Source organism: Streptococcus sp. k-628 (assembly GCF_013277475.1).
GTDB lineage: Bacteria > Bacillota > Bacilli > Lactobacillales > Streptococcaceae > Streptococcus.
Window position 1 is genome coordinate 103,382 of the sequence record NZ_VMMZ01000008.1, and the last position, 17,067, is coordinate 120,448.

The 17,067-nt window shown below is 34.9% G+C and carries 15 protein-coding genes and 3 tRNA genes; 7 read left to right on the top strand and 11 right to left on the bottom strand.

The features are described 5' to 3' along the window. The first annotated feature begins 32 nt into the window (after positions 1–32). Positions 33–2,576, top strand: coding sequence for a YfhO family protein (locus tag HT730_RS01295; RefSeq protein WP_173306570.1), 2,544 nt, complete (start codon positions 33–35; stop codon positions 2,574–2,576). A gap of 28 nt (positions 2,577–2,604) precedes the next feature. Here HT730_RS01295 and HT730_RS01300 read toward each other — a convergent pair whose 3' ends face one another. Beyond that, on the bottom strand, positions 2,605–5,247 hold the full coding sequence (locus HT730_RS01300) for a YhgE/Pip domain-containing protein (RefSeq protein WP_173306571.1): 2,643 nt from the start codon (positions 5,245–5,247) through the stop codon (positions 2,605–2,607). A gap of 128 nt (positions 5,248–5,375) precedes the next feature. On the opposite strand from HT730_RS01300, the gene HT730_RS01305 reads away from it, so the two are divergent. Beyond that, positions 5,376–5,918, top strand: coding sequence for a TetR-like C-terminal domain-containing protein (locus tag HT730_RS01305; protein ID WP_001158275.1), 543 nt, complete (start codon positions 5,376–5,378; stop codon positions 5,916–5,918). A gap of 40 nt (positions 5,919–5,958) precedes the next feature. Here HT730_RS01305 and HT730_RS01310 read toward each other — a convergent pair. The 7 genes from HT730_RS01310 to rlmH form a co-directional block, all read right to left on the bottom strand. Continuing rightward, positions 5,959–6,032: transfer RNA gene (locus HT730_RS01310), tRNA-Asn, on the bottom strand. Between the two features lie 5 nt (positions 6,033–6,037). Next, a tRNA-Glu gene (locus HT730_RS01315) sits at positions 6,038–6,109 on the bottom strand. 51 nt (positions 6,110–6,160) lie between these two features. Continuing rightward, a complete protein-coding gene (gene comE, locus HT730_RS01320; RefSeq protein ID WP_000866065.1) occupies positions 6,161–6,913 on the bottom strand; it encodes a competence system response regulator transcription factor ComE in 753 nt (250 codons plus the stop codon). Then, positions 6,910–8,235 carry a competence system sensor histidine kinase ComD gene (gene comD, locus HT730_RS01325; RefSeq protein WP_173306572.1) on the bottom strand — a complete coding sequence of 442 codons (1,326 nt, stop codon included), beginning with the start codon at positions 8,233–8,235 and terminating at the stop codon, positions 6,910–6,912. Before comD ends, comE begins: the two co-directional genes overlap by 4 nt. A gap of 12 nt (positions 8,236–8,247) precedes the next feature. Then, positions 8,248–8,379 carry a competence-stimulating peptide ComC gene (comC, locus tag HT730_RS01330; protein WP_061451077.1) on the bottom strand — a complete coding sequence of 44 codons (132 nt, stop codon included), beginning with the start codon at positions 8,377–8,379 and terminating at the stop codon, positions 8,248–8,250. A gap of 163 nt (positions 8,380–8,542) precedes the next feature. Next, positions 8,543–8,616: transfer RNA gene (locus HT730_RS01335), tRNA-Arg, on the bottom strand. A 40-nt stretch (positions 8,617–8,656) separates the two neighbouring features. Next, a complete protein-coding gene (gene rlmH, locus HT730_RS01340) occupies positions 8,657–9,136 on the bottom strand; it encodes a 23S rRNA (pseudouridine(1915)-N(3))-methyltransferase RlmH (RefSeq protein ID WP_050252625.1) in 480 nt (159 codons plus the stop codon). 183 nt (positions 9,137–9,319) lie between these two features. On the opposite strand from rlmH, the gene HT730_RS01345 reads away from it, so the two are divergent. The 5 genes from HT730_RS01345 to HT730_RS01365 all read left to right on the top strand — a co-directional run bounded on the left by HT730_RS01345 (position 9,320) and on the right by HT730_RS01365 (position 14,445). Next, positions 9,320–10,501, top strand: coding sequence for a S1C family serine protease (locus tag HT730_RS01345; RefSeq protein WP_173306573.1), 1,182 nt, complete (start codon positions 9,320–9,322; stop codon positions 10,499–10,501). Positions 10,502–10,558: 57 nt separating this feature from the next. Next, the gene (locus HT730_RS01350; protein WP_173306574.1) at positions 10,559–11,317 is read left to right on the top strand and encodes a ParB/RepB/Spo0J family partition protein; all 759 of its coding nucleotides are present in this window, start codon (positions 10,559–10,561) and stop codon (positions 11,315–11,317) included. Between the two features lie 212 nt (positions 11,318–11,529). Further along, positions 11,530–12,891: a chromosomal replication initiator protein DnaA gene (dnaA, locus tag HT730_RS01355; protein WP_173306575.1), complete on the top strand. Its 1,362-nt coding sequence runs from the start codon at positions 11,530–11,532 to the stop codon at positions 12,889–12,891. 158 nt (positions 12,892–13,049) lie between these two features. After that, entirely contained in the window at positions 13,050–14,186 is a 1,137-nt protein-coding gene (gene dnaN, locus HT730_RS01360) for a DNA polymerase III subunit beta (protein ID WP_049521563.1), read from the top strand. Between the two features lie 64 nt (positions 14,187–14,250). After that, positions 14,251–14,445 carry a DUF951 family protein gene (locus HT730_RS01365; RefSeq protein ID WP_000285186.1) on the top strand — a complete coding sequence of 65 codons (195 nt, stop codon included), beginning with the start codon at positions 14,251–14,253 and terminating at the stop codon, positions 14,443–14,445. A 423-nt stretch (positions 14,446–14,868) separates the two neighbouring features. Here the strand turns inward: HT730_RS01365 and HT730_RS01370 are convergent, their stop codons facing one another. The 3 genes from HT730_RS01370 to HT730_RS01380 all read right to left on the bottom strand — a co-directional run bounded on the left by HT730_RS01370 (position 14,869) and on the right by HT730_RS01380 (position 17,041). Then, positions 14,869–15,261, bottom strand: coding sequence for a transcriptional regulator (locus HT730_RS01370; protein ID WP_050242857.1), 393 nt, complete (start codon positions 15,259–15,261; stop codon positions 14,869–14,871). 156 nt (positions 15,262–15,417) lie between these two features. Beyond that, positions 15,418–15,828 carry a DUF1492 domain-containing protein gene (locus HT730_RS01375; RefSeq protein WP_050242858.1) on the bottom strand — a complete coding sequence of 137 codons (411 nt, stop codon included), beginning with the start codon at positions 15,826–15,828 and terminating at the stop codon, positions 15,418–15,420. Between the two features lie 709 nt (positions 15,829–16,537). After that, positions 16,538–17,041 carry a hypothetical protein gene (locus HT730_RS01380; protein ID WP_050242859.1) on the bottom strand — a complete coding sequence of 168 codons (504 nt, stop codon included), beginning with the start codon at positions 17,039–17,041 and terminating at the stop codon, positions 16,538–16,540. Positions 17,042–17,067: the final 26 nt, after the last annotated feature.

Genomic DNA, 17,067 nt, shown 5'->3' on the forward strand with positions numbered 1-17,067 from the left:
CAGCTGAGTTTTCTAACATTTTATGAGGTAACATGAAATTATTTTTTAAAACATATTGGACCTATTTTGTTTCCTTCATCATTCCCGTAGTCATTATGACAGGAGTATACCTATCTCAAGGTATCTACTGGAATAGTGACAACTCTCCTCTATTAGGGGATGGGTTTCATCAATACGTTATTTTTGATGTATCCTTACGAAATATCCTACATGGAAATAGTAGTCTGTTTTACACCTTTACAAGTGGCCTCGGATTAAATTTCTATGCCCTATCTAGTTATTACTTAGGTAGTTTCTTTTCACCACTAGTTTACTTTTTTGATCTAACGAATATGCCAGATGCTGTCTATATGACAACTCTCTTAAAATTTGGATTGATTGGACTGTCAACTTACTTTAGTTTAAATAATTTATTTCAATCGATTCCTAAGCCTTTAAAACTAGCCTTATCTACTTCATATGCTCTGATGAGTTTCTCTGTCAGTCAATTAGAGATAAAAACCTGGCTAGATGTTTTTATCTTGATTCCTTTAATTATCACTGGTTTACATCTACTGATAACTGAAAAGAAATTCCTATTGTACTTTACAAGTCTGTCAATTTTGTTTATTCAAAATTATTATTTTGGCTATATGACAGCATTGTTTCTTATTTTCTGGTATCTCTGTCAAATTTCGTGGGACTTTAAAACCCGAAAATCATCTTTTCTTGATTTTGTTGTCACCTCCTTTTTAGCTGGTATGGCTAGTTTAATTATGACTCTTCCCACTCTATTTGATTTACAGACACATGGGGAAAAATTGACTGAAGTTACAAAGTTTCAAACTGAAAGTAGCTGGTATCTTGATCTCTTTGCTAAGCAATTCATCGGTTCCTTTGATACAACCAAGTATGGGGCTATTCCAATGATTTTTGTCGGACTACTCCCCTTTATTTTGACCATTTTATTTTTTACGATGAAATCTATTAAGTTTCACGTGAAACTTATCTATGCAATCTTCTTTGCATTTCTAATTGCCAGCTTTTATATAGAAGCTCTTGATTTATTTTGGCAAGGTATGCATACTCCAAATATGTTTTTACATCGCTATTCTTGGATTTTCTCTACCTTGTTAATTTACACAGCAGCGGAAGTCTTAAATCGTCTGAAAGAACTTAAAGTCTGGAATTTTTTAGTTTCTCTTTTGCTTGTGGTAACAGGATTTTTAGCTACCATCTATTTAAAATCACATTATTCTTTTTTAACAGATTTGAATATTCTGCTTACTCTTGAATTTTTGGTTGTCTATTCGCTTTTACTCCTTGCAGTTATTAAAAAGTTTATCTCTGTGAATCTGTTTGCCATTCTAATTTCTTTATTTATAATGGTTGAAATAAGTTTAAATGCTTCATCTCAAATGGACGGAATTGCTAAAGAATGGGGCTTTGCTTCTCGAAGTGCATATAATCGAGATATCCCAGCTATGGAATCTTTCTCAACATATATTGGAAATCAATTTACTCGTACTGAGAAACTAGAGACTCAGACAGGAAATGACAGTATGAAATTCAACTACAATGGAATCTCTCAATTTTCATCTGTTCGAAATCGTTCAGCAAGCTCTACTTTGGATAAACTTGGGTTTAAATCCTCTGGGACTAATCTCAATCTCCGTTATGCCAATAATAGTATTTTGGCTGATAGTTTATTTGGCATCCAGTATAATATCTCAGAAAACCCTATTGATAAGTATGGTTTCCAAGATGTATATCAAAAAGATAATCTTACCCTATATGAAAATCAATTCTCTCTTCCAATTGCATTTGCTAGTCAATCTGTTTACAATGATGTCAAGTTCAATGAACACACTTTGGATAATCAATCCTCGTTTTTAAATCAACTTGCTAACGTCGATTTTGATTATTTTTCTCCAATTCCTTATGACAAAACAGAAAATACTAATGATTTGATTAGTGTTACAAGTTCTTCAAATGAGGATGCAGCAATCCAGTATCAAATTGAGGTTCCCGAAAACAGTCAAGTTTATCTTTCTTTCACAAACCTTCACTTTTCTAATGACAAACAAAAAAAGGTTGACATTCTTGTAAATGGAGAAAAGAAAACTTTTACAACTGATAATGTCTTCTCCTTCTTTAATCTAGGCTATACAAAAGATACAAAAACTTTTAATATTCATGTTAGTTTCCCTGGAAATTCACAAGTATCATTTGAATCTCCTACCTTCTACCGTTTAGATACCCAAACTTTAACTGAGGCAATTCAAAAAATTAAAGAACAACCTGTCACAGTATCAACTTCTAAAAACAATGTTTTTGCTACATATGATGTCCAACAAGATACATCTATTTTTTTCACTATTCCTTATGACAAAGGTTGGTCTGCCTACCAAGATGATAAGAAAATAGAAATGAAACAAGCTCAAACTGGCTTTATGAAAGTTGACGTTCCTAAGGGAAAAGGAACTATTACACTTTCCTTTATTCCCAATGGTTTTATTACTGGAGCAATCTGTTCCTTTACTTCTCTTTTACTATTTGGAATTTATAATCACAAACGAAAGTTATCTAAGGCTTAAAAAATCGACCAGTTAATCGGTCGATTTTTTAATCTTCTCCCATTTTCTTAGGTTGATAGGCTAGCATACCTAAACAAATAAATAGTACTAATATAACGGCAAGGAAAATGACTTGATGATGAATATTTCCTGTCATAGAGATGGTTTGTCGTAATCCCGAAACTGAATAACTCATTGGTAACCAAGGACTAATAGCTCTAAAGAAAGCATTTGTCAAAGCAAGTGGGTAAGTACCTGCACTTGATGCTAACTGTAATAAAAGCAAAATAAGAGAAAAGAAAGCTCCTATACGAATATTCCATGTTGTTAAAGCGGTCACCATGGACATGAATACTAAACTTGTTAGGATAATGAGAATAAATGTTCTCATCTCATGATTTGCAGTTAGACCAATAAGATGAACTCCTCCATATACCAAAATTCCTGCCAAAACAGCTATAATACCATTTATTTCAGCTCGAGATTTCAACCAAGCCCAACGGCTCTCCGGATGACATCCTGAAGGCAACTTCGTAAAGATCATATTCGTTGATATTGCTGCAACAAAGAGAGCAACTGATATCATATAAGGAGCCATTGCAATTCCATTTACAGGAACTTGGTCATTGTCAGTTTTGGATAGACTGAGAGGATTTGACAAAATCTCTGCATTTTTAGATTCTGTTGATGCTGACTTGAGTTGATCACTAGCATTATCTAATCCTTGTCCCAAAGAAGCAACTCCTGTCTGTAAGCCTTCCAATCCAGAAGTTAACTTTGTTCCACCTTCTGCTAGTTTCCCAGCTCCATCTGCCAATTTATTAGCTCCACTTTCTAATTGAGAAGCACCTGAAATTAACTGACTGGATTTGTCAGCTAGTTGGCTAGAGCCTGACTGCAATTTATCAACTCCTGCTATCAATTCTTGACTCTTTTGATTCAATTGGTTAGAGCCAGTTGATAATTTTTCAATACCAAATACTAATTCTGGAGTTTTTTCAACTAATTGACCAATTCCTGCTGTCAAGCTATAAGATTTTTGTGTCAAGGTGTTTGAGCCTGAAACTAGTTGATCCAAACTACCTGTCAAGGTGGCATTTTTTTCACTTAGTTGACTTGCGCCTTGAGAAACTTTATCAACACCTATAGTATATGCGTTTACACCTGATACAATCGACTGACTGTCAGGAACTAATTTACTAGTAACAGCTCCTTGTATCTCTGTTAATCCACTTGACAATCCTGTCAAAGAAGTAAAAGTAATAGGTAATACTTGATTAGCTTGATTTTTTAATGTCGAAAGATTAGAAGATTGATTTTGTAAGTTTTCTAAACTTCCCTGTAAACCTTGTACTAAAGCTACAATTGACTGAGCTGATTGAATACTATCAGTTGAATTTTGAGATACAGAAGCACTTATCTCAGCTTGTTGCTCACTTGTCAATGATTGGTAAGCTGCTGTCGATTGAATATTAGCTAATGTAGTCGCTTTATCAGACTGAGCACTTGCTAACATTTGATTAGAAAGAGATACTATACTTGATAAAACAGAATCTAATTTTTTTGTATCTCCAACATCAATATTTTGAATAGCTTGATTTAACTGATTCAAACCAGAAGATAATTGATTAATTTGATCTTTTTTCCCAGACGAAGCATCTAACTTGCTAGAAAGTTGTTGAATCCCTTCACTTAATTGCTCCACCCCCATTCGAAGTGTAGCTGATTGATTAGATAACTGATTAGCACCTGTTGCAAGATTTCCCACTCCATTTGTATAGGCACTAACACCAGATGAAAATTGATTCAGGCCAGCATTGAGCTGAGAAACACCGCTAGTATAGGACTCTACACCAGTATATAACTGATTGATTCCTCTTGCTAATTCAGGACTTTTAGAAGATAATTGACCTAATCCGCTATCTAATTGACTCACTGCACCAGTATATGTAACTAAACCACTATTAAAATTCCCTAAGCCAAGATGAAGTTGTTCAACACCAGAGATATAAGAGGATAATCCTTTAGTAAACTGTTCCGTTCCATTTGAAAATGTTAAACTTGAATCTGCTAAAGAGTTTAGGTTAGTAGTTAATGTTTGACTTCCTGCCACTAACTGATTCGCTCCATCAGTTAATTTTTCACTACCAGAAGCTGCTTGACTCATACCATCCTTTAAATCGACCATTTTGTTGAATAAAGCTTTAGTATAGGTCTCAGTTACATTTGTAGAAACACTCTGCTTTAATTGTGTCATAGCAGAATCGCTCATCTTGCTGGCAATAAAACTATGACCACTTGAAGTCTGATAATCGATTTGCATTTGCTCTGGATGATCCGTTAAAATAGAAGATGCTTTTTCAGATAAATCACTGGGTAAAGTCACTACCATATAGTAATCGCCATCTTCCAATCCCTTCTTTCCTTCATCTTCATCCACGAAATGAAAATCCAAGGTTTTATTTTCTTTTAAATTGGACACCATGTCTTTTCCTATTGCCATAGTATTACCATTATAGGAAGCCTCTTTATCATTATTGACAACTGCCACAGGTAAGTCAGACAATTGACCATATGGATCCCACATTGAGGACAAAAATATGATATTGTACAGAGCTGGAATAAGAGAAATCCCTATCATGACAATAATAAAGGTTGGTTTTTTAAAAATTGCTTTCCATTCTTTAAACATATCTTCTCCTTTTTTAAACATATTGTCTAAAATTTTGATATAATAGATTATACATTAAAAAATCTAAATTACAAGATAAAAAAATCTATTTTTAGACAGATAGTCTAATTTGTCTACAAGGAGGAAATATGCAAGAAAGTAACAAACGCTTAAAAACAAAGCGAACTATTGAAAATGCTATGGTACAATTACTGATGGAACAGCCATTTGATCAAATTTCTACTGTCAAGCTAGCAGAAAAAGCCGGAATTAGTCGTTCCAGCTTCTATACTCACTATAAGGATAAGTATGATATGATTGAGCATTATCAAAGCAAGCTATTCCATACATTTGAATATATTTTTCAAAAACATGCTCATCACAAAAGAGATGCTATTCTAGAAGTATTTGAATATCTAGAGTCAGAACCACTTCTGGCTGCCCTTCTTTCTGAAAATGGAACTAAAGAAATCCAAAATTTCTTACGAAATAAACTTCATATCATGCTCAGTACAGATTTACAAAAGCGATTTATGCAACTGAATCTCAATACAACTGAATTAGAATACAGTAGCATCTATCTAACTCATGCACTTTTTGGTGTCTGTCAAACTTGGATTGCACATGGAAAAAAAGAAAGTCCTCAAGAAATAACAGACTTCCTTATGAAAATGCTTGGTGATACAAATTGATGCAAAAAAGGGAACAACACTGTGTTCCCTTTTATCTATACTCCGCCAGTAGGACTCGAACCTACGACATCATGATTAACAGTCATGCGCTACTACCAACTGAGCTATGGCGGATAAAATAGTCCGTACGGGATTCGAACCCGTGTTACCGCCGTGAAAAGGCGGTGTCTTAACCCCTTGACCAACGGACCTTCTATCTGTAGCAGATATAACCATTATATCAATTTCTTGCTAATTGTCAATCACTTTTGAGATTTTTTCTCTAAAATATCTTTTAATTTTCTAATTTTTAATCTTGAAATAGGACAACGATGGTCTTCATAGAAAACAATTTCTAAGTTTTTTCGATCAATTTCTCTAATATTGCCTATATTTACCAAAAATGACTTATGAGGAGAATAAAATCGCTGGGTATGTTTGTCCTTTTCCTGAATATCTGTCATTGTTCCATAGAACTCTTTTGCAAAATTCTTACCAATAATGCGCAATTTATGAGAGACCCCTGTCGTTTCAATATACAGAATGTCATGGTAAGGAATTTTTAAATCATTTCCCTTGTAATTATAGTCGAAATAATCCACCACATCTTCATTTTCAAGTAACATACTCTTCGTGTAAAAGATATTTTGCTCAATTCTCTTCTTAAACATCTCATCGTTGATATCCTTATCAACAAAATCTAGGGCTGATACCTGGTATTTATAGGTTAGAGTCGCAAACTCTGATCGACTGGTGATAAAGACGATAATAGCGTAAGGATTGTAATGACGAATGAGCTGAGCCACTTCAAATCCCTTTTTCTCAATTCCATGAATATCAATATCTAGGAAATAAAGCTGATTTACTTCATCGTTTTCAATGTATTCTTCAAATTCACGGACTTTTCCTGTTGTCTTGTATGATATTGGAATATTCGATTCTTTCGAAATTTCATCCAATATTCTCTCTAGTCTCACTTGATGTTCAATAACATCTTCTAAAATTAAAACTTTCATTCAAATTCCCTCTTAAATCTAATAATTTGTCTAAATGTACTGCCTTCCATCTCTGTTTCTAAAATGATGTTGTTGTACTTATCTAGTAGTTCTTTCACATTATTTAATCCTACTCCGCGATTTCTTCCCTTAGTAGAGAATCCTAAAGCAAATAGATCTCCTGAAGGAGTCATCGTCATTTTACATGAATTCTGAATCACAATAACTGTTTCAGTTTCCATCTTAATAACTGCTACTTCCATCTGCTTTTTATAGCTATCAGCCGATCCTTCGACAGCATTGTTCAATAAAACGCTCATGATACGAACCAAATCCAATAGTTCGATTGGGAGCTTGGTAATCGTATCTTTTACTTCCAGTGTAAACTCTACACCATTATTTCGAGCATAAACAATGGACTGTGCAACCAAGCTTCGTAAAGCTGAATCTTCTATGTTGTTCAAATCAAAGTAGGTGTACTTATCTGAACGCAATTTATGATTTGCTTTGACCAAAACTTCATTGTAAACTCTGTCAATTTCCTGTAAATCACCACTGTCAATTGCCATCTGCATACTGACAAGCATTCCAGCATAATCATGTCGAAAACCACGGATTTCATTATACAGTCCAACAATTTCATCTGTGTAGTTTTGTAAATGTTTCTGTTCAAATTTCTTCTGCTTCAAAGCAATCTCTTTTTCCATTTGTTCTTTATGCGAATTCATTGCAAAGAAGGTCAAAAGGAGAGAAATAAAAACAATAGATGACAAAATACTTCCAAAACTATTCAAATGTTTAATCGTACTTACCATATCTGAAACGAAAGATGCAACATGTAACAGTAGTAAAGCAAAAAATACTTTTTTCAAGAAGGGATAAAGGTAGTCCTTATCAAAATAGTTTAGTTCTAAGTGGAAATAATGAATGATTTTTAAGACAACAAAATAGGTCAACACCGTTACAACGAAAAAGAATGTGTAATAATATTGTAAAACAAAATTGTCTCCTGTTATAGAGGAGAAAGTTACGGATAGAAAGTTATGAGTGCTCTCAAATAAAAGAGATAGTAGTAAACTTAGAAATAGTCCTCTATCCCTCCCATACTGTTTCATCCATCGAAAATAGGAATATAGGCCCAAGGGAAATAAAAATGTTGCAATCCCTAAACCATCTAAATTTAGAAGATAGAAGGGAAAATCAAATACTATTTCTGTTAGTAATGTATAAGCAACAAAAACGAATAATTCTTTTCTATTTATTTGACCTTTACAAATTAAACGGTAACTATGACTAATAATTAAAAAATATAATATCAAATCTACTAATACGAAAAAATCCATTCTGCTACTCCTTTATCTTCTTCTAAAGAAATTAAAGATATTAAAGGACTTTTCATTCATTTTCCTCATCTCCCCACCTTGAATATTTTGCAAGTCTTTTTCCTTCAAGGCTACAAACTGTTCCAATTTAACTGTATTTTTCATAATAAAATCTCCTCAATGTTTTTTCTTGTAAGCTAACTTACAAAAACTATTATACAAAATGGAATTTCATTTTAGATAAAATTCTCTCAACTGTCATTTTTTTCTCCCCAAGTGTACTTTTTTAAGAAAAAAGCCGGGAAAATTCCCAGCTTTGCTACTATATTGATCCCAGCAGGATTCGAACCTGCGACCGTTCGCTTAGAAGGCGAATGCTCTATCCAGCTGAGCTATGAGACCTAACACAATTATTCTACCAAAAATTCAATTAAAAGTCAATTTATTTATGATAGGGTGATCCCTGCTGAATCGTAAAAGCGCGATAGATTTGTTCAACAAGGACTAGTCTCATTAACTGATGGGGCAAGGTTAAACGGCCAAAACTAACAGAAAGATTGGCTCTCTTTTTTACATCCTGTGCTAACCCCAGACTCCCTCCAATAATAAAGGTAAGAGTAGAAAATCCTTTTATAGAAGCTTCTTCTAACTGCTTACTAAATTCTTCTGATGAGAAAGTTTTCCCTTCAATAGCTAACGCAATAACAAAATCACGGTCACCAACTTTTGATAAAATTCTCTGACCTTCTATTTCTAAAATCTTTTGATTTTCTGACTCACTGGCCTTATCTGGTGTTTTTTCATCTGCTAGCTCAATCATTTCAAGCTTAGCAAATCGAGAAATTCGTTTTGAATACTCCGCGATACCATCTTTTAAATACTTTTCTTTCAGTTTCCCAACTGTTACAACTTTAATTTTCATGACTCTATTCTAACATATTCTCTATTTTTTCACATCTTATTCACAAAATAAAAGGTTAATTTTAACCGAGAAAACCACAGATTTTTGGAAGTTATCCACAGTTTGTGTAAAACTTTTTGTGTTTAAGTTATAATTAAGCTAGTCAGTTTATACTTTCAGTAATTCAAAAATATGGAGGCAAATATGAAACATTTAAAAACATTTTACAAAAAAGGGTTTCAATTATTAGTCGTTATCGTCATTAGCTTTTTTAGTGGAGCCTTGGGTAGTTTTTCAATAGCTCAACTAACTCAAAAAAGTAGTGTAAGTACCTCTAACAACAATAGTACTATTACACAGACTGCCTATAAGAACGAAAACTCAACAACTCAGGCTGTTAACAAAGTAAAAGATGCTGTTGTATCTGTTATTACTTATTCAGCTAACAGACAAAATAGCGTATTTGGCAATGATGAGACTGATACAGATTCTCAGCAAATCTCTAGTGAAGGATCTGGGGTTATTTATAAAAAGAATGATAAAGAAGCTTACATCGTCACCAATAATCACGTTATAAATGGTGCCAGCAAAGTAGATATTCGTTTGTCAGATGGAACTAAAGTACCTGGAGAAATTGTCGGAGCTGACACTTTCTCTGATATTGCTGTCGTCAAAATCTCTTCAGAAAAAGTTACAACAGTAGCTGAGTTTGGTGATTCTAGCAAGTTAACCGTAGGAGAAACTGCTATTGCCATTGGTAGCCCGTTAGGTTCTGAATATGCAAATACTGTTACTCAAGGTATCGTATCTAGTCTTAATCGAAATGTATCTTTAAAATCTGAAGATGGACAAGCCATTTCTACAAAAGCCATCCAAACTGATACTGCTATTAACCCAGGTAACTCTGGTGGCCCACTGATCAATATTCAAGGGCAGGTTATTGGAATTACCTCAAGTAAAATTGCCACAAATGGAGGAACATCTGTAGAAGGTCTTGGTTTCGCAATTCCTGCAAATGATGCTATCAATATTATTGAACAGTTAGAAAAGAACGGAAAAGTGACTCGTCCAGCTTTGGGCATCCAAATGGTCAATCTCTCAAATATTAATACAAGTGACATTAGAAGACTGAATATTCCAAGTAACGTAACATCTGGTGTCGTTGTTCGTTCTGTACAAAGTAATATGCCTGCCAATGGTCACCTTGAAAAATACGATGTTATTACAAAAGTAGATGACAAAGACATTGCTTCATCAACAGACTTACAAAGTGCTCTTTACAATCATTCTATCGGAGACACCATTAAGATAACTTACTATCGTAACGGTAAAGAAGAAACTACATCTATTAAACTTGACAAGAGTTCAGGTGATTTAGAATCTTAATTGACATCTATGTAAAGAAAGCTTTACATAAGAGAAAAGATGTGTTAGTGTAGAATCATGGAAAAATTTGAAATGATTTCTATCACGGATATACAAAAAAATCCCTATCAACCTCGAAAAGAATTTGATAGAGAAAAACTAGATGAACTAGCACAGTCTATCAAAGAAAATGGGGTCATTCAACCGATTATTGTTCGTCAATCTCCTGTTATTGGTTATGAAATCCTTGCAGGAGAGAGACGCTATCGGGCTTCACTTTTAGCTGGTCTAAGGTCTATCCCAGCTGTTGTTAAACAGCTTTCAGACCAAGAGATGATGGTTCAGTCCATTATTGAAAATTTGCAGAGAGAAAATTTAAATCCAATAGAAGAAGCACGCGCTTATGAATCTCTCGTAGAGAAAGGATTCACCCATGCTGAAATTGCAGATAAAATGGGAAAGTCTCGTCCATATATCAGCAACTCTATTCGCTTGCTTTCCTTGCCAGATGCTATCCTCTCAGAAGTAGAAAATGGCAAACTATCACAAGCTCATGCGCGTTCTCTAGTTGGGTTGAATAAGGAACAACAAGACTATTTCTTTCAACGGATTATAGAAGAAGACATTTCTGTAAGGAAATTAGAAGCTCTTCTGACAGAGAAAAAACAAAAGAAACTGCAAAAAAATGATCATTTCATACAAAATGAAGAAGAACAGTTAAAAAAACTACTCGGATTAGATGTAGAAATCAAACTGTCTAAAAAAAATAGTGGAAAAATCATTATTACTTTCTCAAATCAAGAAGAATACAGTAGAATTATCAACAGCCTGAAATAAGGCTGTTCTTTTATTTTTTTATCTCACAAGGTTATCCACTATTTTTTTCAATAAAAAGCTTAATAAATCAATAGTTTTTACTTTTATCCCCAACCTGTGGATAAAAGATGATAACATTGTGGATTATTTTTCACAGCTTGTGGAAAATTCTTACTATCTATGGTAAAATAAGTCTAGCATTAAACTTTTAAATAGTAAAGGAGGAGAACGGATTGAAAGAAAAAAAATTTTGGAATCGTATCTTAGAATTTGCTCAAGAAAGACTGACTCGATCCATGTATGATTTCTATGCTATTCAAGCTGAACTCATCAAGGTAGAGGACAATGTTGCCACTATATTTTTACCACGATCTGAAATGGAGATGGTCTGGGAAAAACAACTAAAAGATATTATTGTAGTTGCCGGATTTGAAATTTATGATGCTGAGATTACTCCTCACTATATTTTCACTAAACCTCAAGATACGGCTATCTCACAAGTTGAAGAAGCTACAAATTCAACTCTTTATGATTATAGTCCAAAGTTAGCATCTATTCCTTATTCGGATACGGGATTAAAAGAAAAGTATACCTTTGATAATTTTATTCAAGGGGATGGAAATGTTTGGGCAGTATCAGCCGCTTTGGCTGTCTCTGAAGATTTGGCTCTGACCTATAACCCTCTTTTTATCTATGGAGGACCTGGGCTTGGTAAGACTCACCTGTTAAACGCTATTGGAAATGAAATTCTAAAAAATATTCCGAATGCGCGTGTTAAATATATCCCTGCTGAAAGCTTTATTAATGACTTTCTGGATCACCTAAGACTTGGGGAAATGGAAAAGTTTAAAAAAACCTACCGCAGTCTTGATCTTTTGTTAATCGATGATATTCAGTCACTCAGCGGAAAAAAAGTTGCAACTCAAGAAGAATTTTTCAATACCTTTAACGCCCTTCATGACAAGCAAAAACAGATTGTCCTAACCAGTGATCGTAGTCCAAAACATTTAGAAGGGCTCGAGGAGAGGCTTGTCACGCGCTTTAGTTGGGGATTAACACAAACTATTACACCCCCTGACTTTGAAACACGTATTGCCATTTTACAAAGTAAAACGGAACATTTAGGCTACAATTTCCAAAGTGATACTCTAGAATACCTAGCTGGGCAATTTGATTCAAATGTTCGAGATCTTGAGGGAGCTATCAACGACATCACTTTAATTGCCCGAGTAAAAAACATCAAGGATATCACTATTGATATTGCTGCAGAAGCCATTAGAGCTCGCAAACAAGATGTTAGCCAAATGCTCGTTATCCCAATTGATAAAATCCAAAATGAAGTTGGTAACTTTTATGGTGTCAGCGTCAAAGAAATGAAGGGAAGTAGACGCCTTCAAAATATTGTGTTAGCCCGTCAAGTAGCCATGTATTTATCTAGAGAACTAACAGATAATAGTCTTCCAAAAATTGGGAAGGAATTTGGTGGTAAAGATCACACAACAGTTATTCATGCCCATGCTAAAATTAAATCTTTGATTGATGAAGACGATAATTTACGCTTAGAAATTGAATCAATCAAAAAGAAAATCAAATAACTTGTGGATAACTTTTACTTTATTATCTTTTTTATCCACATTTTTTAAACAAGCCCAAAAACTTGATATGACTTGTTTAAAGTCTGTTTTCCACAGATTTCACAGACTCTATTATTACTATTATCCTTCTAATACTAAAAATAAATAAAGGAGAATCCATGATTCATTTTTCAATTAATAAAAATTTATTTCTACAAGCATTAAATATTACTAAGAGAGCTATTAGTTCTAAAAATGCCATTCCTATTTTATCAACTGTCAAAATTGACGTGACCAACGAAGGTGTTACTTTAATTGGTTCAAATGGTCAGATTTCAATTGAAAATTTTATTTCTCAAAAAAATGAAGATGCTGGTTTGTTAATTACTTCTTTAGGTTCGATCCTTCTTGAAGCTTCTTTCTTTATCAATGTTGTATCTAGTCTACCTGATGTGACTCTTGATTTTAAAGAAATTGAACAAAATCAAATTGTTTTAACCAGTGGCAAATCAGAAATTACCCTAAAAGGAAAAGATAGCGAACAGTACCCACGAATCCAAGAAATTTCAGCAAGCACTCCTTTGGTTCTTGAAACAAAATTACTCAAGAAAATTATCAATGAAACAGCTTTTGCTGCAAGTACACAAGAGAGTCGTCCAATTTTGACAGGTGTTCATTTTGTATTGAGTCAACACAAAGAGTTAAAAACAGTTGCAACAGACTCTCATCGTCTAAGCCAGAAAAAATTAACGCTTGAGAAAAATAGTGATGATTTTGATGTTGTCATTCCTAGCCGTTCTCTACGCGAATTTTCAGCGGTATTTACAGATGATATTGAAACTGTAGAGATTTTCTTTGCCAATAACCAAATTCTCTTTAGAAGCGAAAATATTAGCTTCTATACTCGTCTCCTAGAAGGAAACTATCCTGATACAGATCGCTTGATTCCAACAGACTTTAACACTACTATTACTTTTGATGTTGTAAACTTACGACAGTCAATGGAGCGTGCTCGTCTTTTATCAAGTGCGACTCAAAATGGTACTGTGAAACTTGAAATTAAAGATGGGATTGTTAGCGCCCATGTTCACTCTCCAGAAGTTGGTAAAGTAAACGAAGAAATTGATACTGATCAGGTGACTGGTGAAGATTTGACTATTAGTTTCAACCCAACTTACTTGATTGATTCACTCAAGGCTTTAAATAGCGAAAAGGTGACCATTAGCTTTATCTCAGCTGTTCGTCCATTTACTCTTGTTCCAGCAGATACTGACGAAGATTTCATGCAGCTCATTACACCAGTTCGTACAAATTAAGTGAAAGAGGTTGAGCCTGGCTCGCCTCTTTTATGATATAATCGAAAAAGAAAAGGAGAGTAGTATGTATCAAGTTGGAAATTTTGTTGAGATGAAAAAACCACATGCTTGTACTATCAAGTCAACTGGTAAAAAAGCAAATCGTTGGGAAATTACACGTGTAGGGGCAGATATCAAAATCAAATGCAGTAATTGTGACCATGTTGTCATGATGGGGCGCTATGATTTTGATCGAAAAATGAATAAAATTATTGACTGAGAACCCTTAGTTAGAGGGTTAGCAAGTTTTCCCTTTTTGTGTTAGATTATAATCCACACACTTTTAAACTTGTTTAGAGCGCCCAAAAGCTTGATATTGTTGAGTTTTTAAAAAATCTCATTTGATTAGAAATCATTAAAAGTTCCTAAAAATTCTCAAAAAGTACACAAAAAAAGCCCCACAAAAGGGCTAAGATTTGACGAGTTCAGCAGGCAAGAAACTAGCACGGTCAAACGTGCTTTTTTTATTGCTGGTTGCTGATAGGTATATTATACCATGAAGCGCGTGGTTTATAAGATTATGACCTCACAAAAGCCCCCAGATTCGTTTCTGAGGGCTTCTGGTTTATCCATGGTGTTTTAGTTGTCCAGTACGAAACCAAGCGAAATAGGGGGCGAATATGAAGCCTCAACCTATATTTGCCTACTTATATGCTTCTAGCTCTCCGTTCTGGTGGATTCTCGCAAAGTTTAAGACGGCTATCTGTTTGTATCGGTGATAACTAGTGGAGCTAGTACCTGCCATTTCTACGCATTCGCTCATTGTTTTCTTTCTCATGTAGCAATAATGGATAATGAAGTATTTTCTGGCTCTCTCGTTCTCTATGCTGTTGATGTCGTGGGCGAATATCTCCAACCCCTCACGGATTGCTTTTTCATGTTCGCCGCTCAAATTCCACTGATCAGGTAAGACAAGTTTCCAAGCCTCTTCATCTATCGTAACTTGGTTTTCACTTCCTGCCATCCTCTGGAATCGTAGAAAGTAAGTCATCCGCTTTCTGACGTTCATCATCGTTTTAAACTTATCCAGCTCCATTAGTTCGCTCCTTTGTGGTATAATTAGTCTAAAGAGAAGTGAGGTAGAGATGATAGTGTCGCTACGCAACTTCATAGTATGAGATGACGGGACAGGCACACCGTCCACTACTCTTTAGCGCTTAGATTGTTCTAGGCGTTTTTTTGTGCTCACCTATTACCCCACATTTGCTAAGTGTTCTATAGCTTCCTGCTTTACTCGATATACTGTAGTCTTTGATTTATCTATTTCCTCAGCAACCTGCCAAGCGTCTAGATTATTCAAATAAAAAAGTCTTAGAACAGAACGCTCAAGCTGATTGACCAACTTATCAATCAGCCTAGATATTTCCATTCTCTCTTCAGTAAGTCGCTCAATTCTCTGTAAAGTGTCCTCTTTTAGTTTTAGAACACTTATAAGGTTATTCTCTGCTGTATTTACCCTGCTTGTTTGTACTCTGGTATTGCTCAGTTCTTGCTTTTTGATAATACCACTTTCTAAAGCTGCAAGCTCTAAATATAAGCCTTCTATCTCTTTGTTTATCCACTTAACGCCTTCTAGTTTTTCTTTTACTTGCTCTGGTGTCATACATCGGCCTCCTCTATGATATAATATTTTTATCGGATATATCACAAAGGAGTCAGCCCTGTGCTGGCTTTTTTCGTATTCTCTATGTTCGCTCTAGCTTCAAATGCTTTCCCGTGAGAAAAAATGTACAATGACGGGGGAAGCTCATAGAAGCGCGTGGGGAGGGAGATAGCCCCCCGTATCTCCTTGTGGTTTGATAAGCAATTAAGAAGGCTTATTGTCGTCCTTATCTGCTTGTCATTCTGCAAGGAGTAAATCCGAAATAAGAGGGGTAAAAACTCCGCTTATCTGCTTGTCGTTTCTCAGGGGGTTAAGGAGGGTTTTTATTGCTCTTATCTGCTTGATAAATGATAGGGGGATATAGCCACTTTCTCGGCGTTCGCTCGGAGTTCAACACACATAACCCTGCCATTTGTCAGGCATATTTACTGCCACTACCTAAGCAAAATCTCACCTTTTCTAACCCCCGGTAAACCTCTCTGCCTTGTAGTAACCTTTGGGGCTTTTAAATATGCAACCTTGACAAAACCTTTACATTTTTTGCTCTTACCTCACCAAAACCTTACCATTTTTCGGAACGCTTACCACACCCTTTTTTTGGAACGCTCTGCTTACTTAAACTCTTGATATATCCAGCTTTTTTAACATTTAAACCGTCTAATATGTAGTATTTGTTCGTTGGGTAAATTACACACTACTTCATATTGTCCTACAATCTCGAACCATTCAGCCAAAGTCTATCCCCTTTTTCAATATACTTCAAAAACTTCTTATAGTGCTTACGATACCTGTCACGCTTCATATACTTTGGTCTTTCAGGGAAACCATCAAACATATATCCACCACGTCTAGGACTCCACCCTGGTTCTACCTTTCTGGCTTCTTTTAGTGCAAGCTCCCAGTAGTATTGGCAATCCGTTTTATTACGGTTCAGGGTACTCTTGTGGATAGCTAGACAAGTACCGCAACTAAAATATAAATACCGTTTATAAAGTAACCTGCACCGTCTCCCACAATCAGGGCAAAGAAAGAAATATCGATTACCTCCCTTAGTTCCTGCTATTCTGTCTAATTCAAATGACTCTCCACCAAAATCAATCATTAAATTATCCAAATCAATCTCTAAACGTTGACCGTCCAACTCTGCTATACCCTTAGTTATTCCTCTTAGCTTCATTGGTTTAATGATTGTTTCTATTGCTAACCGCTTCATTATTTCCCCCTATATGGAAAAACCCA

Coding starts and splice junctions, on each gene's coding strand:
- rlmH (WP_050252625.1), bottom strand. CDS start 9,136: ATGAAAATTAAAGTTGTAACAGTTGGGAAACTGAAAGAAAAGTATTTA.
- HT730_RS01375 (WP_050242858.1), bottom strand. CDS start 15,828: ATGACACCAGAGCAAGTAAAAGAAAAACTAGAAGGCGTTAAGTGGATA.
- comC (WP_061451077.1), bottom strand. CDS start 8,379: ATGAAAAATACAGTTAAATTGGAACAGTTTGTAGCCTTGAAGGAAAAA.
- HT730_RS01380 (WP_050242859.1), bottom strand. CDS start 17,041: ATGAAGCGGTTAGCAATAGAAACAATCATTAAACCAATGAAGCTAAGA.
- HT730_RS01350 (WP_173306574.1), top strand. CDS start 10,559: ATGGAAAAATTTGAAATGATTTCTATCACGGATATACAAAAAAATCCC.
- HT730_RS01300 (WP_173306571.1), bottom strand. CDS start 5,247: ATGTTTAAAGAATGGAAAGCAATTTTTAAAAAACCAACCTTTATTATT.
- dnaN (WP_049521563.1), top strand. CDS start 13,050: ATGATTCATTTTTCAATTAATAAAAATTTATTTCTACAAGCATTAAAT.
- HT730_RS01365 (WP_000285186.1), top strand. CDS start 14,251: ATGTATCAAGTTGGAAATTTTGTTGAGATGAAAAAACCACATGCTTGT.
- HT730_RS01370 (WP_050242857.1), bottom strand. CDS start 15,261: ATGGAGCTGGATAAGTTTAAAACGATGATGAACGTCAGAAAGCGGATG.
- HT730_RS01295 (WP_173306570.1), top strand. CDS start 33: ATGAAATTATTTTTTAAAACATATTGGACCTATTTTGTTTCCTTCATC.
- HT730_RS01305 (WP_001158275.1), top strand. CDS start 5,376: ATGCAAGAAAGTAACAAACGCTTAAAAACAAAGCGAACTATTGAAAAT.
- comE (WP_000866065.1), bottom strand. CDS start 6,913: ATGAAAGTTTTAATTTTAGAAGATGTTATTGAACATCAAGTGAGACTA.
- comD (WP_173306572.1), bottom strand. CDS start 8,235: ATGGATTTTTTCGTATTAGTAGATTTGATATTATATTTTTTAATTATT.
- HT730_RS01345 (WP_173306573.1), top strand. CDS start 9,320: ATGAAACATTTAAAAACATTTTACAAAAAAGGGTTTCAATTATTAGTC.